Here is an 18,424-nt window from a genome sequence, read left to right on the forward strand (position 1 = left end):
ATCCCCAAAAATCAGTGTTGAATCTGATTTGCCGGCCTGTGGGAATCCCAATTCCTTAAATCGTCACTACGGCCTAGAGCATGAAAAAGGGCGGCCGAGGCCGCCCTTTGCGAAGTCATTCCCGAGGCTTCAGGCTGCCGGCTCGAAGCGCAGCGCCACGCCATTGATGCAATAGCGCAGGCCGGTCGGCGGTGGGCCATCCTCGAAGACATGGCCGAGATGGCTGCCGCAGCGCGCGCAATGGCATTCGGTGCGGACCATGCCGTAGCTGCGGTCGACGGTGGTGGCGATCGAGCCCGGAACCGGATCGTTGAAGCTCGGCCAGCCGGTGCCGCTCTCGAACTTCAGCTTGGATTCGAACAGCGGCTGGTCGCAGCCGACGCAGTAGAAGGTGCCGGCGCGCTTCTCGTAGAGCAGGGCGCAGCTGCCGGGGCGCTCGGTGCCGTGGTTGCGCATCACGGCATATTGCTCCGGCGTCAGCCGGGCGCGCCACTCGGCATCGGTGCGGGTGACGGGATAGGCGTGGGTGTCCATGGAATCTCCTCGGCCTTGGCGGCTCGTTGTTGCTTGCAACGGGTATTCGGCGGAACATAGGCATTTGTTACAAACGCCGCCAGTGAAAGCGAGCTAGTGCTTGCGCGACAACTGTCTTGTCGCTGCCTCAAGCCCGGCCAATGTCAGCGGGAACATGCGGCCGCCGAAGATGTCGCCGATCAACTGGATCGAATGCGTGTAGCGCCAGTTCTTCTCGGCTTCCGGGTTTAGCCAGATCGCGTTCGGCCATTGCCGCAACAGGCGGGCCAGCCACACACTTCCGGCCTCCGGATTCCAATGCTCGACCGAGCCGCCTGGGTGCGCGATCTCGTAGGGGCTCATCGAGGCGTCGCCGACGACGATCACCTTGTAGTCGGGCCCGTATTTGTGGATGAGGTCGAAGGTCGGGATCGTCTCGGCCAGCCGCCGCCGATTGTCCTTCCAGACGCGCTCGTAGAGGCAGTTGTGGAAGTAGAAATATTCGAGCTGGCGGAACTCGGCGCGCGCGGCCGAGAACAGTTCCTCGACGCCGCGGATATGGTCGTCCATCGAGCCGCCGACATCGAAGAACATCAAAAGCTTCACCGCGTTGCGCCGCTCGGGCCGGGTTTTGACGTCGAGATAGCCGTGCTCGGCGGTGGCGTGGATGGTGCCGGGAAGGTCGAACTCCTCGTCGGCGCCCTCGCGCACCCAACGGCGCAGCCGCTTCAGCGCCACCTTGATGTTGCGGGTGCCGAGCTCGACGGTGTCGTCGAAATTCCTGAATTCGCGCTTGTCCCAGACTTTTACCGCGCGACGATGGCGGCTTTCATCCTGGCCAATGCGCACGCCTTCGGGGTTGTAACCATAGGCGCCGAAGGGCGAGGTGCCGCCGGTGCCGATCCATTTCGAGCCGCCCTGGTGGCGGCCCTTCTGTTCCTCGAGGCGCTGCTTCAGCGTCTCCATCAGCTTGTCGAAGCCGCCGAGCGCTTCGACCAGCTTCTTTTCCTCCTCGGTCAGATGCTTCTCGGCCAGCCGGCGCAGCCACTCTTCCGGGATGTTGACGACATCGACGGCATCGGGGCCGCCGAGCGCCTCGACACCCTTGAAGACATGCGCGAACACCTGGTCGAAACGGTCGATGTGGCGCTCGTCCTTCACCAGGGCCGCGCGCGCGAGGTAGTAGAAAGCCTCGACGTCATAATCGACGAGCCCGGCTTCCAATCCTTCCAGCAGCGACAGATATTCCCTGAGCGAAACGGGAACCCGCGCGGCCTTCAGTTCGAGGAAGAAGGGGATGAACATCGGCTATCTCTAACCAATGACCACGGCGGACTCACCTGAGATGTAGTCGATTTCGCCTGATCTCAGCAGATCAGCCAATGTACGTGGGCTGGGGACGGGCAGGCGCTTCACAACACGAATCTCAGTCCATTCCCGGATCGCGAGCGCTGCGTCGGCAACCGCTTCGTCAGGGCTCGCGCCACCGCCATGGCAACCCGGAAGATCGGGTATCCGAACCCCCCAGACGTCATCGGTACCGTCCAAAATTCCTACATAGCAGGTCATTCAGCTCGTTCCGGGCTTTCAAATTGCCTTATAGCAGATCGTATTCGATGAAGCCCGTCCGCCGCGCCACATGATCATAGAGCCGGCGCGCCGTGGCGTTGGTCTCGTGCGTCATCCAGTAGACGTTCTTCACCCCGATCTTGCCGGCCTCGTCTTGCACCGCTTTGATCAGCGCGGCGCCCACGCCTTTGCCGCGCACCTCGGGATCGGCGAACAGGTCCTGCAGGTAGCAGTTGTTTTTCTCGGACCAGCCGGAGCGGTGATAGAGATAATGGGTGAGGCCTACGGCCTTGCCATCGAGCGTGGCAATGAAACCCTTCGGCTCGAACTCGCCATCCGTGAACAGGCGCTTCCAGGTGATCGCGTAGACCTCTTCCGGCAGCTTCGTCTCGTAGAAAGTCAGATAGTCGGTCCAAAGCCGGCGCCAGTCGGCGTGGTCGGACTGCGCGAGCGGGCGGATGATGATCTCGGACATTTTTTCCTCCAACATTTTGACCCGAAGCTGCGGCAGCGGCCGCTCGCCGGCAACGGTCCACGGACGGGAAAGCGCTATTGCTGCCGGCTTACTGCTGCCGTCTGGCCATAAAGGCCAGGCGCTCGAACAGGTGCACGTCCTGCTCGTTCTTCAACAGCGCGCCGTGCAGCTTCGGCAGCATGTTCTTCGGATCGGCGCGCAGATCCTCGGGCGCGATGTCGTCGGCGACCAGCAGACGGATCCAATCCAGCGCCTCGGAGGTAGACGGCTTCTTCTTCAGGCCCGGCACCTCGCGGATCTCGTAGAACTGCGTGAGGGCTGCCCGCACCAGATTCTGCTTGATGCCGGGGTAATGCACCTCGACGATGCGGTGCAGCGTGTCTATGTCGGGGAAGCGGATGTAGTGGAAGAAACAGCGGCGCAGGAAGGCGTCCGGCAGTTCCTTCTCATTGTTCGAGGTGATGATGACGATCGGCCTGAACTCGGCGCGGATCGTCTCGCCTGTCTCGTAGACGAAGAACTCCATCCGGTCGAGTTCCTGCAGGAGGTCGTTGGGGAATTCGATGTCGGCCTTGTCGATCTCGTCGATCAAAAGCACGACTTTCCTTTGCGCCGCGAAGGCGTCCCACAACTTGCCGCGCTTGATGTAGTTGGCGATGTCGTTGAAGCGCTCGTCGCCGAGCTGGCTGTCGCGCAGCCGCGAGACGGCGTCATATTCGTAGAGGCCCTGCTGCGCCTTGGTGGTGGACTTGACGTTCCATTCGATGAACTCGAGCTTGAGTGCCGATGCCACCTGGCGGGCGAGCTCGGTCTTGCCGGTGCCGGGCTCGCCCTTGACCAGCAAGGGCCGTTCCAGCGCGATCGCGGCGTTGACCGCGACCATCAGATCCTTGTCGGCGACATAGGCTGCGGTGCCTTCGAAACGCATCTTTTCTCCTGTCCGTGCGGCGGGACCGTAAGGAGGCTGGACGGGCCGCGCAAGGGCGGTTGCGGAAGAGCTCCCTACCGGGATGGTCTGCAAGACGAATTAGGCGCGAATGGTTGCCCGTTTCACTGGCGCTCGGCTAACCATCGGCCTATATTTGTTTCCGGCGGTCTGCGCTTCCCGGCAGGAGAAACTTATCCCCGGGGCCTTATCGATCCTTAGGGAGCTGTCCCTGGGAAGACCCGTGGGTTTTCTCACACGGCGCCCACCTACTTTGTAGGCACCCGGGATCGACCTCTCCACCGGTTGTGTGGATCGTCACTCTCCCGTTTTCGGGAGACATGCGTCTTCTCTCTGTTTTGCGCAATTCCGGACGGAAAAACCGCTGCGCACTTTTCCTGGAATTGCGCTAGAAACGTCGCTCCTGAAACTCCATTCAAATCTGACCTTTTCTAGCTTCGGCGCATGTCACCTTCCAGAGACCTGAAAAAACAGCTTCGCAAGGAAGCGCTGGCGCGCCGCGATGCGCTCGACGAATTCTGGCGGGTGGAAATCGCGCTTGAAATGGCCGAGACCGCGAAGGAAAAAATCGACTTCGAGCCCGGCCGGGTCGTCTCCGGCTTCTGGCCGATGCGCTCGGAGGTCGATGTGCGGCCGCTGATGTTCGCGTTGCGCGAAAAGGGCGCCAGGCTCTGCCTGCCGGCAATTCTCGACAAGACCACGATCGTCTTCCGCGAACTGGTGCGCGGCGCGCCGATGGTCGAGATGGGGTTCGGCACCGTCGGGCCGCATGAAGAGGCGGAAGTGCTCGACCCCACGCTGATGCTGGTGCCGCTCGCCGCCTTCGACGCCCGCGGTCACCGCATAGGCTATGGCGCCGGCTATTACGACCGCGCCATCGCCAGGCTGGCCGACAAGGGCATCGTGCCCAGGCTGATCGGCATCGCCTTCGACTGCCAGGAAGTGCCGCTGGTGCCGAACGAAGACCACGACGTCATCATTGGGGAAATACTGACCGAGAGCGGGTTGCGTCGGTTCGCGACTTGACGCGGGCGCCCATCTGGCAAATACTACTGAATTCCAGTAGGCTGGCATGCTTGAATTCGAATGGGACGACCAGAAGGCGACGAGCAATCTTGCCAAGCATGGTGTGGCATTTGCGGATGCCAAACGCCTGTTCGACGACATCCATGCTCTGCATTATTCGGATCGCTCCATGGATTACGAAGAGGAGCGCTTCATTGGCATTGGAATCGTCAATGGATTGGTGCTGACGGTGGTTTACACCGAACGCGGCGACCTAATAAGACTGATCTCCGCCAGAAAGGCGACGCGCCATGAGCAGAAAGCATATGACCAGGCACGCAGGAACTGAATCCGATTGGGAGCGTCTGCGTAGCATGAGCGACGCGGAGGCGGAGGCTGGCGCCCTGGCGGATAAGGACAATCCGCCGATTGGCACGGATCGGCCGGGCATGGCGCGTGTCGCGCGTGTCAAAGTCATCCGTCGGGCCTTGCATCTCACCCAAGAGGAGTTTTCGGTTCGCTATCGCATTCCGCTCGGCACGCTGAGAGACTGGGAGCAAGGAAGAACCGAGCCGGACCAAGCGGCACAGGCCTATTTGCAGGTCATCGCCAAGGAGCCGGAAACGGTGTCGCGGGCGCTCGGTACGCGCAGCGCCGCATGAGACTCCTCTTCCTCGGCGACATGGTTGGCAAGACGGGACGCACGGCGGTTTGGGAACAGCTGCCAGGGCTGATTTCCGACTTCAAGCTCGATTTCGTCATCGTCAATGGCGAGAACGCCGCCGGCGGCTTCGGCATAACTGAAGAAATCTTTCGCGAGACGCTCGCGGCGGGCGCGGATGTCGTCACCACCGGCAACCATGTCTGGGACCAGCGCGACGCGCTGATCTTCGCGCCGCGCGAGGAGCGCTTCCTGCGGCCTTCGAATTTCCCCAAGGGCACGCCGGGGCGCGGCTCGGGCGTCTACATCGCCCGCAATGGCGCCCGCGTGCTGGTCGCCAACATCATGGGCCGCGTCTTCATGCACCCGGAGCTCGACGACCCGTTCCAGGCCGGCGAGCGCGAGCTGGCCGCCTGTCCGCTTGGCGAGCAGGCCGATGCGGTCATCGTCGATTTCCACGCAGAGGCCACCTCGGAGAAAATGTGCTTCGCGCATTTCGTCGACGGCCGCGCCAGCCTCGTGGTCGGCACGCATACGCATCAGCCAACCGCCGACCATCAGATCCTCAATGGCGGCACCGCCTATATTTCGGACGCCGGCATGTGCGGCGATTACGATTCCTCGCTCGGCATGGACAAGGAAGAACCGCTCAACCGGTTTCTTTCCAAGGTGCCGAAGGGCCGTTTCGAGGCGGCATCCGGGCCTGCGACGCTCTGCGGCGTCGGCGTCGATATTTCCGACCGCACCGGGCTTGCCGAAAAAATCGCGCCGTTTCGTCGCGGGCCGCGGCTGGAAGAAACGGCGCCGTCCTTCTGGCCGTGACATTGATATAGGTGCGCAGAGTACCTAATTGCCGGCAACACTGCTCTAGATCGTAGAGGGGACGACCTCCATGCAGCTTGTCGAATTTCTGGCGCCGCACTTTCACTTTGTTTCCGATCCGACCGCATGGGTCGCGCTTTTGACCCTGGTGGTGCTCGAGGTCGTGCTCGGCATCGACAATCTGATCTTCATCTCGATCCTGACCAACAAGCTTCCGGAAGCGCAGCGCGCCCGCGCGCGCCGGCTCGGCATCTCGGCGGCGCTGATCATGCGCCTCGTCCTGCTCGCCACCATCTCGATCATCGTGCAGCTGACGGCGCCGGTGTTCACAGCCTTCGGCCACGGCTTTTCCTGGCGCGACCTGATCCTGATCGCCGGCGGCCTGTTCCTGGTCTGGAAGGCGACCAAGGAGATCCATCACACGGTCGACCCGCAGGACCATCAGGATACGATGGTGGGCACGCTGCAGATGAGCCTTGCCGGAGCGATCTTCCAGATCCTGCTGCTCGACCTCGTCTTCTCGATCGATTCCATCATCACCGCCGTCGGCATGACCGACGAGATCGCCATCATGTATATCGCGGTGATCGTGGCGGTGAGTGTGATGATGCTGGCGGCGACGCCGCTCGCCAATTTCATCGCCAAGAACCCCTCTATCGTCATGCTGGCGCTGGGCTTCCTGTTGATGATCGGCATGACGCTGATCGCCGACGGCATGGGCTACCATGTGCCCAAGGGCTACATCTACGCCGCCATGGGTTTTTCAGCCCTGGTCGAGGGCCTCAACATGCTGGCACGGCATCGCAAGAAGCAGGGGTCGGGCGGCGGGCATTAGGCCAAAATGCCCTTCGGGTGACGGTCGCCGATCAGGCCGAGCGTCAGGCCCTGTTCCAGCCATGCCTTGGCTCCGGCGAGCACAAGAGAGAAGCCGCCGGTCGAGTCGATTGCCTGCTTGACCTGCTCGTCGGCGGAGCCGGCGAAGCCGAAATTGCGGACTTCGAGGAAGGTCGCCTCGTCGGGCATTTTGGTGAAGGTCCAGACGACGGTGGTCGGCGGATCGCTCCATTGCATGACGATCTTCTCGTTGGGGACGATCTCGCTGACCTCGACCCTGGTCGAGACCCCGTACATGCGCCACTCCCACTCGACCGTCTTGCCTTCGTCCAGTCGTCCGCTCGAATGCGTGAACCAGAATTTCGTGGTGATCGCCGGATCGACGATCGCCTCGAAGACGTCGGCGACCGGCCGCCGGATCAGCATGGCGGTTTCGGCGGTGGGGGCGCGCTTCAATTCCACAGTACTCTCCTCGATGTCAGGGCAAATTGATCTGCCAGGAGACGCCGAACCGGTCGTTGAGCCAGGCGAAACGCTGGCTGAAGCCGTAATTGCCTGGTGGCATCAGAAATCCACCATCCTTGGAAAGAACGTCGACGATCCGCTCCAGTTCCTGCCCGGAAGAACAGTCGACAAAGAAGGAGAAGGACGGCGTGAACGTGAAGGCGTGATGGACGGGGCTGTTGTAGATCCTGATCTCGACGCCGCCGACCAGAGCGCGCGCCAGCTTGAGCGTTCCTTCCGTCCCGTCTTCGCCCGAACCGTAGCGCGCGATGTCGAGGACACGGCTATCGGGAATGGTCCCGCAATAGAGGGTCATGGCCTCCTCGCCGTTTCCCTCGAACATCAGGAATGGTGTTGCTTTCGTCATCGGGGCGACCTCCTCCTGCTGGATATCGGGACTTGACGCAGGCTCAGATGTTGGTCTCGTTGGCCGGTTCGCCCTTCATCTCGCTGCGGTAGTAGCCGTCGCGCAGATTGATGCCGTATTCGAGATAGGCCTTCATGCAGGCGAGCATCTGCGACCAGCCTTCGCAGTTGAGGTAGGACTTCTTCAGGCCGACCTCGCCTTCGCGCCAGCCTTGCTCTGCGATGGTGACGAAGGTGCCGCCGTCCTCCAGCGGCTCGAAATTCATCTCGATGCGGGTCTTGTAGGCGGGTTTGCCGTCCGCATCGGTGGCGTCCCAGCGCAGCACGATGCGCTTGTCCTTCGTCACTTCGTCGACCTCCACCGGCACCATCTTCCACCAGGTGACGGTCGTGCCGGCGACAAGCGGAGCGGAAGCGCCGCCAATGGTGGTGAAATAACCGCTGAGCTTCGTCGGGTTGACGACGGCGTCGAAGACCTCGGCGACCGGTTTGCCGATGCGTCCGGAAATCCTGAATCCAAGCGACATATCCACAGCTCCTTCCTTGCTTGCCAAAACGATATGTTATAGAAACATAACATGTCAAGCGAAACCGTGGACGATCATGTTTTCAAGGCCTTGGCGCATCCGCGCCGGCGCGAATTGCTGGATCGGCTGAAGGACCAGCCGCAGACCACCGGCGCGCTATGCGGGGCTTTTCCGGACATGGACCGCTGCACGGTGATGATGCACCTGAAAGTCCTCGAGGAGGCCGACCTGATCGTTGCCAAGCGTGAGGGGCGCGAGCGCTGGAACCATCTCAATGCGCTGCCGATCAAGCAGATCCACGACCGCTGGATCAGCCAGTATGCCGGTCACGCCATCAGCATTCTCGACCGGTTGAAGTCCGATCTGGAGGGGTGAGCGGGCCGGTTCAACGTCGGAGTGACGGCGCGGCTGGACGAATTGAGCCGATTTATCTATAAGCCGGCCATTCCGACATAGAGCGCCGCGTGCCTTCGCAGGCATGTCCGGGACGTTCTGAAAGATTGAATTCGAGCATTTTGCCGAAGACGAGGTGATGACACCCCGCTTCGAGATGCTCTAGCCGAACACGACAGGGGTGCCATGGCTGGCCATTCGCAGTTCAAGAACATCATGCACCGCAAGGGCCGCCAGGACGCGGTGCGGTCGAAAATGTTTTCCAAGCTGGCGCGTGAAATCACCGTCGCCGCCAAGAGCGGGACGCCCGATGTATCGATGAACCCGCGCCTGCGCCTCGCCGTGCAGAACGCCAAGGCGGTGTCGATGCCGAAGGACAACATCCAGCGCGCCATCAACAAGGCGTCGATGGGCGATGCCGAAAACTACGAGGCGGTGCGTTATGAAGGTTACGGTCCCGGCGGCGTCGCGCTGATCGTCGAGGCGCTGACCGACAACCGCAACCGCTCGGCCTCCAATGTGCGCGCCGCCTTCACCAAGGCCGGCGGAGCGCTCGGCGAAACCGGCTCGGTGTCGTTCATGTGGAACCGCGTCGGCGAGATCTACTATCCGGCCTCGGCCGGCAGCGCCGACAAGGTCATGGAAGCGGCGATCGAAGCCGGCGCGGATGACGTCGAGTCCGACGAGGAAGGCCACACCATCTATTGCGCCTTCGAAAACCTCGGCGACGTGTCCAAGGCGCTGGAAGCCTCGCTCGGCGAAGCGGAATCGGTAAAGCCGATCTGGCAGCCGCAGAACAACGTTCCGGTCGACGAAGAGCGGGCGCAATCGCTGATGAAGCTGGTCGCCACCCTCGAGGACGACGACGACGTGCAGAGCGTCTACGCCAATTTCGAGGTCGACGACGAGACCATGGCCAAGCTCAGCGCGGCCTGAGGCAAGTCGCCATGAGCGAGAAGCCGCTTCCCACCATTCGCATCACCTACTGCACGCAGTGCCAGTGGCTGTTGCGGGCCGGCTGGATGGCGCAGGAGCTGCTCTCGACCTTCGGCACCGATCTCGGCGAGGTGGTGCTGGTGCCGGGAACTGGCGGTATCTTCACCATTTCGTGCAACGACGTGCTCATCTGGGAGCGCAAGCGCGACGGCGGTTTTCCGGATGCTGCAAAGCTCAAGCAACTGGTCCGCGACGTCATCGACCCAGAGCGTGACCTCGGCCACGCCGATCGCAAGGATCATAAAAAAGACTCCGCCTGAGCCGGGGTCTTTTGCATTCGCGGGTTGCTGTCTTCAGGTCAATGCCATGATGAAGCAGGCCATTGCCGCGATGGCGGTGATGGTGCGGACGTGATTCCACATCACCCACTCATTCAGATGGTTCGCCCACACGGCGGCGCCGTTGGCGCTCGCAGGATCGACGGCGGCGAGTGCGTCGTTGAGCGGCACGTTGAAGATCATGGTCACGATCGGATTGCCCACGAAATAGAGCACCGCGCCGGCAAGCAGCCAGTACGAGCCCGACTGGCTCCAGCCGAAGAAAACGCCGGCAATCAGCACCAGGCAGATGAGGCCGGTGCCGAACAGCGCCGTCATGAAGGTCGGGGTGATCACCGTGATGTTGATCGAATTCATCGCGGCGATGCCGCTCGGGACGGGCAGTCGGGCAAGGGCCGCCATGACGAAATTCGAGAAGGCAAAGAAGACGCCGCCGACGACGCCCGAGCCGATCGCGGCGATGAAGGTGAGAGTGGGAAGAAGGTTCATCATCTCAGTTGCTCCAGATGCCGGGTTTTGCTCGATTCCAAAATACGAGTAATCCTCACATTTGCAAAACGTGATAAACCCTCGTATTTTGTGAGTCAAGCCAGTTTTCGAGAAATCGCCCGGACAGAGCCATGGATGAAAAAGTTACCGCCAAGCCGGACCAGGCGGCTATTGCTTCACCGCGCCGGTCGCCTACGCAGCAGCGCAGCCGCGAGCGGGTCGAGCGCATGCTTGCGGCCGCCTCGGCGCTGATTGCCGAGCAAGGCAGCGATGCCATGCGCATGGGCGAGGTGGCGGAAAGGGCTGGGGTGTCGATCGGCTCGCTCTACCAGTTTTTCCCGGACAAGCGGGCGATCGTCTGGGCGCTTGCCGAGCGCTACACCGCCGAAAGCCAGGCCTGCATTGCGACGGCGCTCAAGGATGTCCGCGATGCCGAGGGAATGAAACGGGCGTTTTCGGAGCTGGTGGACATCTACTATCAGTTGCTCCTGGCCGAGCCGGTGATGCGCGACATCTGGTCGGGTACGCAGGCCGACAAGGCGTTGCGCGAACTGGAACTCGCCGACAGCCGGGCCAATGCCGAATTTTTGGTCGCGGTGCTGAAGCGGCTGCGCCCCCATGCCGATCCAGTGGAGCTGGAAACGACGGCGTTCCTCGTCTGGCAGATGGGCGAGGCCGCGGTGCGGCTGGCGATCTCCGTCGAGCGGGACGAGGGCGACAGGCTTGTCGCGGCCTACAAGCGCATGGCGCTTAGGGAGTTTGTGGGGGAGTAGGTACAACCCAGGCGCTTTCCCACAGCGTCGGCGATTGGCGAAATCGCCGGCGAGAGCGCCCCTCTCCCCGTCACTATACGGGGAGAGGATGCCGGCAGGCAGGTGAGGGGCGGCGCCGACCTATGACATTGGCGTCGTCGAAAAAGCGCACTGTCATCGAATTCTGAATTTCTCGCACCTTGGCCGGCCAATCGCCGAGGCTAGCGCTGCCCCTCATCCGCCCTTCGGGCACCTTCTCCCCGTAGAACGGGGAGAAGGAAGAAATGCGGCCAACAAAAAACCCGCCTCGAAGGCGGGTTTTCAAAGTCTGCCGATGTGTCCGGCTTAGAGGCCGAAGCCTTCGAAACGCTTCTTGAACTTCGACAGGCGGCCGCCGCGGTCGAGCAGGGTCTGCTGGCCGCCGGTCCAGGCCGGGTGCGTGGTCGGGTCGATGTCGAGGTTCATCGTGTCGCCTTCCTTGCCCCAGGTCGAGCGGGTCTGGTATTCGGTGCCATCGGTCATGACGACCTTGATGGTGTGGTAGTCGGGATGAATATCGGCCTTCATTGTCGTGTTTCCTGGCTGCCGGCGCTGCTGACGGGCCTAAAGGCCTGCGTCGATGCGCCCCTTTTTAAAACTCGAAGCCGCAGCTAATGAAAAGCCACGGCTTCTAAAACGGTCGGCGAGCCTATACATCAGCCGGAATTGAATCACAAGGCCGCGGCGAGCGCATATTGAAGCGCGGTGCCGGCAAGCGGCCAGAGGAAACGCTCATGGCGGAAATCGGTGGCAGCGCAAGCGAGCGCAGACGCTCGGTCCGGCCGCTCCGCAGCCTTTTTCCCTATATCACCCGCTACCGGAAGCTCGCCATCGGTGCCATCATCTCGCTGATCGTGGCGGCGGTAACGACGCTGGCCTTGCCGATGGCCGTGCGGCGCATGATCGACCACGGTTTCCAGGCCGCGGGCTCCACCTTCATCGCGGAGTATTTCGCGGCACTGGTTCTGATGGCCGCGCTGCTCGCAGCGGCCTCGGCCAGCCGCTACTATTTCGTCATCACGCTCGGCGAACGGGTCGTCGCCGACATCCGCCGCGACGTTTTCTCCCATGTCACGACACTTTCGCCCGCCTTTTTCGATCGTTCGCATTCGGGCGAGATCGTGTCGCGGCTTGCAGCCGACACCACGCAGGTTAAGTCGGCGGTCGGCGCCACCGCCTCGGTCGCGCTGCGCAACGTCATCCTCGGCCTCGGCGCGGTGGCGATGATGGTCGTCACTAGCCCGAAACTCTCCGGCCTGGTGATCGCGGCCATTCCGGTGATCGTGCTGCCGCTCGTCGCCTTCGGCCACTCGGTGCGCCGCAAGTCCCGGCAAGCGCAGGACACGCTCGCCGAGGCCACCGCCTATGCCAGCGAGCAGATCGGCGCCGTGCGCACGCTGCAGGCCTTCTCCAACGAGAAGCTGGTGACCGGCCGCTTCGCCGCGGCGGTCGACGCTGCCTTCGAGGCGGCGCGGGCCTCGGTGTTCGCGCGCTCGTTCCTGACCTTCTTTGCCATCTTCATGATCTTTTCCTCGGTGGTCGCGGTGCTGTGGTTCGGCTCGCGCGACGTGCTTGCCGGCACGCTGTCGGCCGGCACGCTCGGCCAGTTCCTGCTCTACTCGGTGTTTGCCGCCGGCGCGCTCGGCGCGTTGTCGGAGGTGTGGAGCGAGCTGTCGCAGGCGGCGGGCGCCGCAGAGCGGCTGACCGAGATCCTGGCCGAGACGCCGGCGATCCAGCGGCCTGCCGACCCCGTTCCGTTGCCGGCCACGGCCAAGGGCGCGATCAGCTTCGACGACGTCTCCTTCTCTTATCCGGCGCGGCCGGACCGCGCCGCCGTGCATGGCCTGAGCTTCCAGGTGAAGCCCGGCGAGACGGTGGCGATCGTCGGGCCTTCGGGCGCCGGAAAAAGCACCGTCTTCTCGCTGATCCTGCGCTTCTACGATCCCGAGAGCGGCCGCGTCGTCCTCGACGGCGTCGACGTGCGCGAGGCCGATCCGGCGGCTGTCCGGCAGAGGATCGCGATCGTGCCGCAGGACGTCACCATCTTCGCCGCGAGCGTTCGCGACAATATCGGCTTCGGCAGGCAGGGCGCCAGCGACGCCGAGATCGAGGCCGCGGCCAAGGCTGCCCTTGCCGACGAATTCATCGCCAGGCTCGACAAGGGCTATGACAGCCAGGTCGGCGAGCGCGGCGTGACGCTGTCCGGCGGGCAGCGCCAGCGCATCGCGATCGCCCGCGCCATCCTGCGCGACGCGCCGATCCTTCTGCTCGACGAAGCGACCTCGGCGCTTGACGCCGAGAGCGAGACGCTGGTGCAAAGGGCGCTGGAGCGGCTGATGCGCGGCCGCACCACCATCGTCATCGCGCACCGGCTGGCGACGGTGCTCAAGGCCGACCGCATCCTGGTCATGGATGGCGGGCGCATCGTCGAGGAAGGCACGCATCAGAGCCTGGTCGCCAAGGGCGGCACCTATGCGCGGCTCGCCAAGCTGCAGTTCGAGACCGGAGCCAGCGCCTTCAGAGGCGCGGCGGAGTAGAGCAAATCTTAGGGCGCTCGCCAATCGGCGAGAAGCACAATGCTGCCTAAATGTTTCGTTTTGGCAAAATGGCGCTGGTCGGCTGTCACCAATGTTGCGGCGCGATTGATTGCCATGGCGTAGTAAACGCAGTCGTTGAGCGTTGGATAGCCGCCGGCAGGGCTCAGCTGCGTCGCGATTTCCTGCGTTTTGGCCAGCTCGCCCATGTCCGGTTCCAGAAGCTGGAAACCGCCTTCCCGCAGCCCGGCGATCAGCGTTGCGACCATAACGAAGGATTGCTCATAGTGAAGCGCGGCAGATAGTGACTCGTAAAGTAAGATGCTGGGGGCGGCCATGGCGCGACCGTCTGCGATGTTTTTCGCGAACAGGTTTCGCGCCTGTTCGCTACCATCCTCGTCCCGAAAGAGTTTGATGAAAATCGACGCGTCGACAATAATCACTTTTTCCGGCCTTCGAGGATGTCCTCTGGTCGGCCGTCCATCTCCTGGCGAATTCTACGCAGCACGTCGGTCAAGCTTTCGCCGCCTGTCGAGCCCGGTTTCAATTCCCGGATCATCTTTAAAGCGCGCTCCTTTGCGGCATCTTTCAATGCCTTTGCGATTGCCTCCTCGACGAAACGGGATCGCTTGTTTTTCGGAACTTGGTTCTCGAGCGTCTCCTTGACCGCGCTGTCGATAGAAAACGTAGCGCGTTCCTTAGGACCTGAAGCGTTCATCTGCGCACCTCGTGGTCATAAGATATAGCAGCACGAAATCGTACGCAAATGGGCGATGAGCTCATTCTAGTTCTCTGACGTGGTAACGACCCGCCGACTTATGCAGTTCCGTAGCGTCTGCGCAGGTGCTCGGTGAAATAAGCGGCGTTGAGCTTCTCGCCGGTGGCGCGCTCGAGCAGGTCCGGCGTCGACCAGCGCGAGCCCTGCGACCAGATCTTTGCGCGACGCCATTCGTTGACGGCGCTGAAATCGCCCTTGGCGAGGTCCTCGTCGGCTGAGGGGTGCTCCCTGGTCAGGGCCGCCCATTGCTGCGCCGCCATCATGGCGCCTAGCGTGTAGGAGGGGAAATAGCCGAAGGCGGCGCCCGGCCAATGCACGTCCTGCATCGGCCCGTCGGCCGGGTTGTCGATGGTCGAGAGGCCGAGATAGTCGCGCATCTTGGCGTCCCATGCCTCCGGCAGGTCGGCGACCTCCAGCCGGCCGGACACGAGTTCCTGCTCGAGCTCGTAGCGCAGGATGACATGCAGCGGATAGGTGACCTCGTCGGCATCGACGCGGATCAGGCCGCGCTCGACATGGTGGACATGCGGCATGATGTCGTCGAGCGACCAGGCTTCGCCGAGGTGTTTTACGACCACCGGCAACGCCCAGCGCCAGAACGCCGGGTTGCGGCCGATCTGCTTTTCGACGAACAGGCTCTGGCTCTCATGCACGGCCATGCCGCGCGCCTTGCCGAGCGACCAATGCGACCAGGCTTTCGGCAGGTTCTGCTCGTAAAGCGCGTGGCCGGTCTCGTGCAGCACGCCCATCAGTGCCGACAGGAAGTCGGAGGTCTTGTAGCGGGTGGTGATGCGCACGTCGGTCGGCACGCCGCCGCAGAAGGGATGGTGCGACACCGACAGCGAGCCATGGGTGAGGTCGAAGCCGACGGCCGCCATCATGGCAAGGCCGAGCTCGCGCTGGCGGTCGACGGCATAGGTGCCCGACAGCGGCTTCAACGGATGTTTTGCCAGCCGCGCTTCCTGCATGGCCAGCGCACGCGGCAGGAAATCCTTGAGAAAGGCCTTCAGCTCGGCAAACACCGGCGTGATGTCGGCGGCGCGGTTGCCGGGATCATACTGCTCCATCAGCGCATCATAGGGGGCGAGGCCGAGGGCGTCGGCGCGCAGCGCCGCTTCCTCTCGCACCAGGGTCACGACGCCTTCCAGCGCCGGCAGGAAGCCGGCCCAGTCGTTCTTGGCGCGCAGGTCGCGCCAGAGTTGTTCGGAACGCATGCGCGCCACCGTCTGGCGCTCGACGAATTCGACAGGCAGGCAGGTGAGGTTGGTGTATTGGCGGCGCAACTCCCTGACCGCCGCCTGCTGCTCTTCGCTCAGCGGCTCGGCTTCGGCGGCCGCGATCCAGTCACCGATCTCCGGCGCGGTCGCCTGGGCGTGCAGCATGCCGGCAAGCGAGGACATCGCCTCGGCGCGCTTCTCGCCGCCGCCGACCGCCATATGCGTCGCCTCGTCGGCGCCGAGGATGGCTAAAGCATGCTCCAGCGCTTCGAGCTTGTGGCCGAGTTGGTCGAGTTTCTGGAAGGACATGGCGGGTTCCGGCTGCAAATGGGCTGGCGCGAAAAAGATACCAAGGCGCGAAGCTTGGCAACCCTGCTCGGCGAGGCCGGGGTCAACCTATCTTGCGCGGCGGCGTCGACGTGTGGTCAATGCTTGTCCGAACGAGCGGTGGGGAACAATGATCGGCAATATCCTGGTCGGGCTGGTGGCGCTGATCCACTGCTATATCGTCTACCTTGAGATGGTGTTGTGGGACACGCCGCGCGGCCACAAGGCGTTCAAGCTGACGACGGAATTCGCCAGCGCCTCGAAGGTGCTTGCCGCAAATCAGGGACTCTATAACGGCTTTCTCGCCGCCGGCCTGATCTGGGGACTCTATCTCGGCGCCGGCGGATTCCAGATCAAGATGTTCTTCCTCATCTGCGTCGCTATTGCCGGCCTCTACGGCGCGGCGACCGTCGGCCGCAAGACACTCTTCATCCAGACTGTGCCGGCGGTGCTCGCCATCATCGCGCTTTGGCTCGGCGTGTAATCGAAGCAGGACGCGATCCAAAAAGGACGCCCTCGGGGCCAGGTCCCGCGGGCGCCAGTTGGTCCCTTCCTGTGTGCCGGCCGTCTCCTTGAAATGGCGGACCGCTTCAGCCGTTCGGGTAATTGCCGCCGCCGTCGCCGTCGCCCACCATGAAGCCGCTGCCGGTGTCGTTCATCAGCCTCTGGTCGACATTGTCGAGGCGCCGCAGCATCTCATGATATTGCGCGGACGGTATCCTGCCGTGATCCGAGGCCGCGACATGCTCCGCGGCCTGGCTGATATGCGCGGCGCGCATGTGCAGTCGGTGCGCTTCCGAAGCCGAAATGTTGTTTGCCTGCCGGGCATCGGTGATGCCCTGATCCACGCCCTGGATCTGATCGATCAGGCTGGTCACACGCGGGCCGATGAAATTGGCTGGAGGGGTCGCATCGAGAAGTCCCTTGTGGTGCCCGGCCGCATAGGCGCCGGCGAGCGGGGCCGCGATCAGAACCGCAGCGAGGATTGCAGTCTTGAGAGATGTTGAAGCGCGCATGGCGGCGCATCCTTCTACCAGGAAGGGAGCGGCCGCGCCGCGTCGCCTTCCAACCTTCCGGGCCGTCCGGTTCCGTCGCGTCGCGATGGGAGGCATCGCCGGCGGGACCCCGGCCCTGCGCGGCAAGTTAGGTGCGTCGATTCGCGATGTGTAATTAAAAAAAGATAATGTTTTCAGGCCTTGCCGCCGGAACTTGGCGCGCTAAGTATTCAGCCGACAAACAACTTCCCGTGACTTTGCGTGATCCTAAAGTGCGTCGCGATCTTCAGATACGCTCCGTGCGCTTTAGGGCTTTGATTCTACGCATGTCTTTGTCCCGAAACCGGTCCCCACTTTCGGGAGACATGCTTCAAATCACCGTTCGGTGAGCTTCAGTTCAATGCGGCGGTTCTTGCTGCGCGCCTCGTCGGTGTCGGCCGGGTCGAGCGGCTGGAATTCGCCGAAGCCGGCGGCCACCAGCCGGTTGGCCGGCACGCCGTTCTCGATCAGGAACTTCACGACGGACGTCGCGCGCGCGGTCGACAATTCCCAATTGTCGCGGTAGCGGCCAGTGCCGGAGAGCGGCTGGTTGTCGGTATGGCCGTCGACGCGCAGCACCCAGCTGATCTCGGGCGGGATTTCCTTCTGCAATTCGATGATGGCGTCGGCGAGCTTCTTCATCTCGACCTTGCCGGCGTCGTTGATCACGTCGGAGCCGGTCGGAAACAGCACCTCCGACTGGAAGACGAAACGGTCGCCGACAATGCGGATGTTCTCGCGGTCGGCGAGGATTTCGCGCAGCCGGCCGAAGAAATCGGAACGGTAGCGGTTGAGTTCCTGGACGCGCTGCGCCAGCGCGACATTCAGGCGGCGGCCCAGATCGGCGATCTTGGTGTTGGAGACGCGGTCGCGCTGCTCGGAGACGTTGAGCGCGTCTTCCAGCGCGCCGATCTGCTTGCGCAGGGCGGCGATCTGCTGGTTGAGGATCTCGACTCGGCTCAGCGCCTGCTGGCTTATCTGGCGCTGGTTGCCGAGTTCGCCGGACAGCTGGTCGGCGCGCTTGCTGGCCGCGTCGCCGGCGCCGGCGCCCTGCGCCAGCAATTGCTCGAGGCGGCTCTTTTCAGCCTGCGCCGCCGACAGCGACGCCTGCAGGTTGGCGAGCGAATCTTCCTTGTCCTGGCTGTTCGTGCGTTCCAGCGCGAGCAACTGGGTCAGCTCGTTGATCTGCGAGTTGAGGCGGTTGAGCACCGTGTCCTTGCCGGAGATCTCGCGGCTGAGCAGGAACTGCGCCAGCACGAAGACGGTGAGCAGGAACATGATCGCCAAGAGCAGCGTCGACAAGGCATCGACGAAGCCCGGCCAGTAGTCGATGCGGCGGTCGGCGCGCCGTCTTGCCAGCGCCAC

The 18,424-nt window shown here is 62.9% G+C and carries 25 protein-coding genes and 1 other RNA gene; 12 read left to right on the forward strand and 14 right to left on the reverse strand.

What is annotated here, in order from left to right:
- Positions 1-129 precede the first annotated feature (129 nt).
- The 4 genes from msrB to FJW07_RS23320 form a co-directional block, all read right to left on the reverse strand.
- Positions 130-534: a peptide-methionine (R)-S-oxide reductase MsrB gene (msrB, locus tag FJW07_RS23300; RefSeq protein WP_140858918.1), complete on the reverse strand. Its 405-nt coding sequence runs from the start codon at positions 532-534 to the stop codon at positions 130-132.
- 93 nt (positions 535-627) lie between these two features.
- Positions 628-1,818 (reverse strand): VWA domain-containing protein, encoded by a 1,191-nt coding sequence (locus tag FJW07_RS23305; protein ID WP_140858919.1) that lies wholly within the window; start codon positions 1,816-1,818, stop codon positions 628-630.
- Positions 1,819-2,110: 292 nt separating this feature from the next.
- On the reverse strand, positions 2,111-2,557 hold the full coding sequence (locus FJW07_RS23315) for a GNAT family N-acetyltransferase (protein WP_140646551.1): 447 nt from the start codon (positions 2,555-2,557) through the stop codon (positions 2,111-2,113).
- 88 nt (positions 2,558-2,645) lie between these two features.
- Complete coding sequence (locus tag FJW07_RS23320; RefSeq protein ID WP_140858921.1) at positions 2,646-3,485, reverse strand: MoxR family ATPase; 840 nt, start codon at positions 3,483-3,485, stop codon at positions 2,646-2,648.
- Positions 3,486-3,647: 162 nt separating this feature from the next.
- Here FJW07_RS23320 and ssrS point away from each other — a divergent pair.
- The 6 genes from ssrS to FJW07_RS23350 all read left to right on the forward strand — a co-directional run bounded on the left by ssrS (position 3,648) and on the right by FJW07_RS23350 (position 6,826).
- Positions 3,648-3,803: non-coding RNA, 6S RNA (gene ssrS, locus FJW07_RS23325), on the forward strand.
- Positions 3,804-3,947: 144 nt separating this feature from the next.
- Positions 3,948-4,529 (forward strand): 5-formyltetrahydrofolate cyclo-ligase, encoded by a 582-nt coding sequence (locus FJW07_RS23330; RefSeq protein ID WP_140858922.1) that lies wholly within the window; start codon positions 3,948-3,950, stop codon positions 4,527-4,529.
- A gap of 46 nt (positions 4,530-4,575) precedes the next feature.
- Entirely contained in the window at positions 4,576-4,857 is a 282-nt protein-coding gene (locus tag FJW07_RS23335) for a BrnT family toxin (RefSeq protein ID WP_140858923.1), read from the forward strand.
- Positions 4,858-4,882: 25 nt separating this feature from the next.
- On the forward strand, positions 4,883-5,170 hold the full coding sequence (locus FJW07_RS23340) for a helix-turn-helix domain-containing protein (protein WP_140693509.1): 288 nt from the start codon (positions 4,883-4,885) through the stop codon (positions 5,168-5,170).
- A complete protein-coding gene (locus FJW07_RS23345) occupies positions 5,167-5,991 on the forward strand; it encodes a YmdB family metallophosphoesterase (protein ID WP_140646555.1) in 825 nt (274 codons plus the stop codon). The genes FJW07_RS23340 and FJW07_RS23345 overlap by 4 nt, the downstream gene beginning before the upstream one ends.
- A gap of 70 nt (positions 5,992-6,061) precedes the next feature.
- Entirely contained in the window at positions 6,062-6,826 is a 765-nt protein-coding gene (locus FJW07_RS23350; RefSeq protein ID WP_140858924.1) for a TerC family protein, read from the forward strand.
- On the opposite strand, the gene FJW07_RS23355 is transcribed toward FJW07_RS23350, so the two are convergent.
- The 3 genes from FJW07_RS23355 to FJW07_RS23365 are packed head-to-tail and all read right to left on the reverse strand — an operon-like array spanning position 6,823 to position 8,222.
- A complete protein-coding gene (locus FJW07_RS23355) occupies positions 6,823-7,287 on the reverse strand; it encodes an SRPBCC family protein (RefSeq protein ID WP_140858925.1) in 465 nt (154 codons plus the stop codon). The genes FJW07_RS23350 and FJW07_RS23355 overlap by 4 nt on opposite strands.
- Positions 7,288-7,303: 16 nt before the next feature.
- Positions 7,304-7,696: a VOC family protein gene (locus FJW07_RS23360; RefSeq protein ID WP_140858926.1), complete on the reverse strand. Its 393-nt coding sequence runs from the start codon at positions 7,694-7,696 to the stop codon at positions 7,304-7,306.
- 43 nt (positions 7,697-7,739) lie between these two features.
- Complete coding sequence (locus FJW07_RS23365; protein ID WP_140858927.1) at positions 7,740-8,222, reverse strand: SRPBCC domain-containing protein; 483 nt, start codon at positions 8,220-8,222, stop codon at positions 7,740-7,742.
- Between the two features lie 51 nt (positions 8,223-8,273).
- Here FJW07_RS23365 and FJW07_RS23370 point away from each other — a divergent pair, with 51 nt between their 5' ends.
- The 3 genes from FJW07_RS23370 (at position 8,274) to FJW07_RS23380 (ending at position 9,871) form a co-directional block, all read left to right on the forward strand.
- Positions 8,274-8,597 (forward strand): helix-turn-helix domain-containing protein, encoded by a 324-nt coding sequence (locus tag FJW07_RS23370; protein WP_140858928.1) that lies wholly within the window; start codon positions 8,274-8,276, stop codon positions 8,595-8,597.
- A gap of 204 nt (positions 8,598-8,801) precedes the next feature.
- The gene (locus FJW07_RS23375; protein ID WP_140654856.1) at positions 8,802-9,551 is read left to right on the forward strand and encodes a YebC/PmpR family DNA-binding transcriptional regulator; all 750 of its coding nucleotides are present in this window, start codon (positions 8,802-8,804) and stop codon (positions 9,549-9,551) included.
- An 11-nt stretch (positions 9,552-9,562) separates the two neighbouring features.
- The gene (locus FJW07_RS23380) at positions 9,563-9,871 is read left to right on the forward strand and encodes a SelT/SelW/SelH family protein (RefSeq protein WP_140858929.1); all 309 of its coding nucleotides are present in this window, start codon (positions 9,563-9,565) and stop codon (positions 9,869-9,871) included.
- A gap of 33 nt (positions 9,872-9,904) precedes the next feature.
- Here FJW07_RS23380 and FJW07_RS23385 read toward each other — a convergent pair whose 3' ends face one another.
- On the reverse strand, positions 9,905-10,381 hold the full coding sequence (locus tag FJW07_RS23385) for a DUF1772 domain-containing protein (protein WP_140858930.1): 477 nt from the start codon (positions 10,379-10,381) through the stop codon (positions 9,905-9,907).
- Between the two features lie 128 nt (positions 10,382-10,509).
- On the opposite strand from FJW07_RS23385, the gene FJW07_RS23390 reads away from it, so the two are divergent.
- Complete coding sequence (locus tag FJW07_RS23390) at positions 10,510-11,151, forward strand: TetR/AcrR family transcriptional regulator (protein ID WP_140654865.1); 642 nt, start codon at positions 10,510-10,512, stop codon at positions 11,149-11,151.
- A 324-nt stretch (positions 11,152-11,475) separates the two neighbouring features.
- On the opposite strand, the gene rpmE is transcribed toward FJW07_RS23390, so the two are convergent.
- Positions 11,476-11,697, reverse strand: a complete 222-nt coding sequence (gene rpmE / locus FJW07_RS23395) for a 50S ribosomal protein L31 (RefSeq protein WP_027166741.1) — start codon at positions 11,695-11,697, stop codon at positions 11,476-11,478.
- Between the two features lie 206 nt (positions 11,698-11,903).
- Here rpmE and FJW07_RS23400 point away from each other — a divergent pair, with 206 nt between their 5' ends.
- Positions 11,904-13,706 carry an ABC transporter transmembrane domain-containing protein gene (locus FJW07_RS23400; protein ID WP_140858931.1) on the forward strand — a complete coding sequence of 601 codons (1,803 nt, stop codon included), beginning with the start codon at positions 11,904-11,906 and terminating at the stop codon, positions 13,704-13,706.
- A gap of 8 nt (positions 13,707-13,714) precedes the next feature.
- Here FJW07_RS23400 and FJW07_RS23405 read toward each other — a convergent pair whose 3' ends face one another.
- From FJW07_RS23405 to FJW07_RS23415, 3 genes are all read right to left on the reverse strand, one after another.
- Positions 13,715-14,146 (reverse strand): type II toxin-antitoxin system VapC family toxin, encoded by a 432-nt coding sequence (locus tag FJW07_RS23405; RefSeq protein ID WP_140858932.1) that lies wholly within the window; start codon positions 14,144-14,146, stop codon positions 13,715-13,717.
- Positions 14,143-14,421, reverse strand: a complete 279-nt coding sequence (locus FJW07_RS23410; protein WP_140858933.1) for a hypothetical protein — start codon at positions 14,419-14,421, stop codon at positions 14,143-14,145. The genes FJW07_RS23405 and FJW07_RS23410 overlap by 4 nt, the downstream gene beginning before the upstream one ends.
- A 98-nt stretch (positions 14,422-14,519) precedes the next feature.
- A complete protein-coding gene (locus tag FJW07_RS23415; protein WP_140858934.1) occupies positions 14,520-16,007 on the reverse strand; it encodes a carboxypeptidase M32 in 1,488 nt (495 codons plus the stop codon).
- Positions 16,008-16,155: 148 nt separating this feature from the next.
- Here FJW07_RS23415 and FJW07_RS23420 point away from each other — a divergent pair, with 148 nt between their 5' ends.
- Positions 16,156-16,509, forward strand: coding sequence for a DUF1304 domain-containing protein (locus tag FJW07_RS23420; protein ID WP_140704526.1), 354 nt, complete (start codon positions 16,156-16,158; stop codon positions 16,507-16,509).
- A gap of 106 nt (positions 16,510-16,615) precedes the next feature.
- On the opposite strand, the gene FJW07_RS23425 is transcribed toward FJW07_RS23420, so the two are convergent.
- Entirely contained in the window at positions 16,616-17,041 is a 426-nt protein-coding gene (locus FJW07_RS23425; RefSeq protein WP_140645873.1) for a hypothetical protein, read from the reverse strand.
- A gap of 354 nt (positions 17,042-17,395) precedes the next feature.
- Complete coding sequence (locus FJW07_RS23430) at positions 17,396-18,424, reverse strand: peptidoglycan -binding protein (protein ID WP_140858935.1); 1,029 nt, start codon at positions 18,422-18,424, stop codon at positions 17,396-17,398.

This window comes from Mesorhizobium sp. B3-1-9 (assembly GCF_006439595.1).
Classification (GTDB): Bacteria; Pseudomonadota; Alphaproteobacteria; order Rhizobiales; family Rhizobiaceae; genus Mesorhizobium.